Annotated in this window: 3 protein-coding genes; 2 read left to right on the forward strand and 1 reads right to left on the reverse strand. The window is 47.7% G+C overall.

Translation table 11 applies throughout. The annotated features are described in order from the left end of the window. Positions 1–341: 341 nt before the first annotated feature. Entirely contained in the window at positions 342–2,024 is a 1,683-nt protein-coding gene (locus MHN01_RS20490) for a methyl-accepting chemotaxis protein (protein WP_239413112.1), read from the forward strand. 70 nt (positions 2,025–2,094) lie between these two features. Beyond that, positions 2,095–2,964, forward strand: a complete 870-nt coding sequence (locus MHN01_RS20495) for a LysR substrate-binding domain-containing protein (RefSeq protein ID WP_239413114.1) — start codon at positions 2,095–2,097, stop codon at positions 2,962–2,964. A gap of 6 nt (positions 2,965–2,970) precedes the next feature. Here the strand turns inward: MHN01_RS20495 and MHN01_RS20500 are convergent. Beyond that, positions 2,971–3,569, reverse strand: a 599-nt coding sequence (locus tag MHN01_RS20500) for a sigma-54-dependent Fis family transcriptional regulator (RefSeq protein WP_239413115.1), incomplete at its 5' end; no start/stop codon positions are given.

The raw sequence follows: 3,569 nt of genomic DNA on the forward strand, positions 1-3,569 counted from the left end.
CATCCCAAAATATATAGATATATAAAATATTCACTCCCACTTGGTTACTGACAAACTTGTTAATTAATCAGGTGATGAAGGTGCATCGAAAAAATTAATAATCAAAATGAGGCTGTATGAAGGGTCTAGGGTTTAAACATTCACTGATCGTTTCAATTGCATTATGGACAGTTTTGTCAATTGGAGCGGCTAACTATATTTCTTACTTAAATCAAAAAGACGGATTAATTAACGAGGTTACACGCTCAACCGTTACTTTTGTCCGAGAACAAAGCTCATCCATTGAAGAATTCATTCATCAGAAATCTCAAGGCTTACATAATCTCGCGTCGAAATATAAAGTGAATAATTATACCGACGGGCATATCCAACGTATGATTGATGGTGCTGCTGTTGCTAATCTCAGTAACTTAATGATTGGCTTTAGCGATGGTGTTGCTTACAAATCCACACCAGATCCCAAATGGATAAACTACACCAACCCAAGTTCTTACGACCCAAGAAAACGCCCGTGGTGGACACAGGTTAGCAATGGCTCAGGGGTTGTATTTACTGATGTCTACGCAGATAGCTCAAGCAAAAAACTGATGATCAGTTTCGGCGAAACCGTCAACAATGGAATATTATTGGGCGATATAGAACTTGATTTATTAAATGAAGTTGTCAAATCGATTGATATACCTGGCTCTATTTCAATCATTATTGATAGCGACACAACAATACTTGCCACATCGACTGGCACAATTGAAAATGGAAAAAAACTCACCAATTATTCACACCTAAAAGATATCGCGCTTGAAACTGTTTCTAGTGAGCAAATAGTTCGGGATTATATAAATTCCGCCGGATTAGATAAAACGATGTTTACTCATGAAATAATCATTGGCAATAAAAAGTGGTATCTGATGATCGGGCTGGATAAATCGATCACCTACGCTTCTCTCGATTCAGCCCGTGAAGATGCGATCTTTACGACAATTGGTTTTGTTGTATTCGGCATTATTCTGGTAGTGATGCTTCTAAGGTGGCTCTATACACCTATTCTGCAACTAAAAGACACTATTGTCGGCCTTTCTCAAGGTAACGGGGATTTAACCCAGCGCCTGGATGTAAAAACCGATGATGATTTGGGCCAGATTGCACATGGAATAAACTTGTTCATTGAAAGCCTGCAAAGAATGATGCTGGAAATTAAGGATGCCTCTCACCACCTGCATACAAATGTAGCCGCCCTGCAAGCCCAGACAGACGACAACACCAAGATATTGCAAAACCATATTACTGAAACCGAGCAAGTGGTCACTGCCGTAGAAGAAATGAATTCTACTGCCGAGTCGGTCGCCGCCAATGCAGCAGAGGCAGCTCAATTCACTCAAGAGGCAAATCTGACCAGCGAGCAATCAAAAGGTATCGTCAACCAGGCTCAGGTAACCGTTTCGGCGCTAATCAACGACGTTGATTCGGCAGCCAGCAATGTCCAGAAAATGAGCGATGAAACACAAAGCATCAATGCCATCTTGACTGTTATCGGTGAGATAGCCGAGCAGACTAACCTGCTCGCGCTAAATGCAGCCATCGAGGCTGCCCGTGCCGGCGATCAAGGCCGGGGCTTTGCCGTTGTTGCCGATGAGGTTCGCAATCTGGCCAGCCGAACCAAAGCAAGCACCACCGAAATCGAAGAAGCGCTGGAGCAACTGCTGCAAGGCAACCAGTCGGTGGTTGAGGCAATGAATAACACCAAAGCCCGCTGTCAGGAAACAGCCAATGGCGCCACCGACGTCGCAGCCAGCCTGGAAACGATGAACAATTATGTGTCTGAGATTAACGATCTAAGCGCACAAATTGCGACGGCAGCAGAAGAGCAAAGCAGTGTTACACAGGAGGTAAGCCGGAATATGGCAGCCATTAGCGAGATTGTTACCCGCCTTGATACCGGTGGCACACACACCGCTGAAGAAACGGCGAATATCGCTGCAGTAAACGCTCAGCTCGCTGCCATTGTGGGTAAATTCAAGCTCAACTAAGACTCGCTATTATTTCCCAGTTAACAGATAATTAGCCGCAATAAGTCTTTATCTTTACGTGGATGTAATAATGTTTAACTGGGAAGGGGTGAGTGAGTTTGTTGCTGTGGCAGAAGCGGAAAGCTTTACCGCAGCAGCAAAACGGCTTGGCATATCAACGGCTCAGGTCAGCCGCCAGATCAGCGCCTTGGAAACAAGGCTGGCAGCCAAGCTGTTCTATCGCACGACCCGAAAGGTCTCGGTCACAGACGTCGGCAAAACATACTACCAGCACTGTCGTCAGGTGCTGGACGGGCTTGAAGAAGCAGAACGTGCGATCAGCAACCTGCAAAGCTCACCACGCGGCAAACTCAAGGTAACGGCTCCGGTCACCTATGGTGAAGGCACGGTAGCCCCGCTAATCAACAACTTTGCTCAGCAATACCCCGACCTCGACGTCGAACTGCAATTATCAAATCAGAAAATCGACCTGATCGACGAAGGATACGATCTGGCGATCAGACTCGGCAAACTTGATGACTCCAGTATGATGGCCAAACGCCTCGGCTCCCGTACCCAGTATGTCTGTGCCTCAGAAGCCTACCTGACAACCTATGGTGTGCCCTACTCACTTTCTGAGCTGGAACAACACAACTGTTTGCGGGGAACCCTGGATTACTGGCGTTTTCAGGAACAGGGCAAGGCACGCAATATTCGGGTCAAGGGCAGTCTGCGCTGCAACAGCGGCCATGCGCTGACCGATGCGGCACTAAAAGGGCTAGGTATTGTCCAGCTCCCGGATTACTACGTTCAGCCGTATATCGACAATGGCCAGCTGACGCCTCTGCTGACTCAGTTTACCGAAAGCGACGACGGGATCTGGGCGCTTTACCCGCACAACCGTCACTTATCGCCGAAAGTAAGAATGCTAGTCGATTACCTGGATGAACAACTTAATTAACTAGCACTAGTTGATGCCCAGCTTCTTAAGCTTGCGATACAGGGTATTACGGCTAACACCCAGCATTCTCGCCGTCTTGCTGATATTGCCCTTATTGGCTCGATAAGTCTCCAGCAGCGTATCGGAAATGGTCGTTCGCAAATCTTTGCCTGTGATCGTTTCCGCCCTGCCACCAGATCCCTGTTTCAGCAAAGGCTCTGCGATGTGCTGCGGCAGGTGGCTCAACATAAGCAGCTCGGCCTCGTCCGACAACAGTGATGCCACCCGCAACACATTATCCAGCTCGCGGATATTGCCAGGCCAGTGGTATGTCGTCAGCAGCGTCATCAGGTGTCCACAGATGTGCTGTTCTACCGTTTGGTGTTTACGGTGAATAGCAGCGATCAACGCCTCGCAATCCTGACGCTCGCGCAAGGCGGGTAGCGTCAGGATCAACCCATTCAAACGATAATAGAGGTCCTGGCGAAACAGGCCTTGAGCCACCAGCTCATCAAGATTTTTATGGGTTGCGGCGACAATTTGGATATCCACCTTGCTCGGCTGATTACAGCCAATGGGTACCACTTCTTTTTCCTGCAGCACATGCAACAACCGGCACTGGGCAG

Origin of the sequence: Photobacterium sp. OFAV2-7 (assembly GCF_022347985.1) — a bacterium.
Classification (GTDB): Bacteria; Pseudomonadota; Gammaproteobacteria; order Enterobacterales; family Vibrionaceae; genus Photobacterium.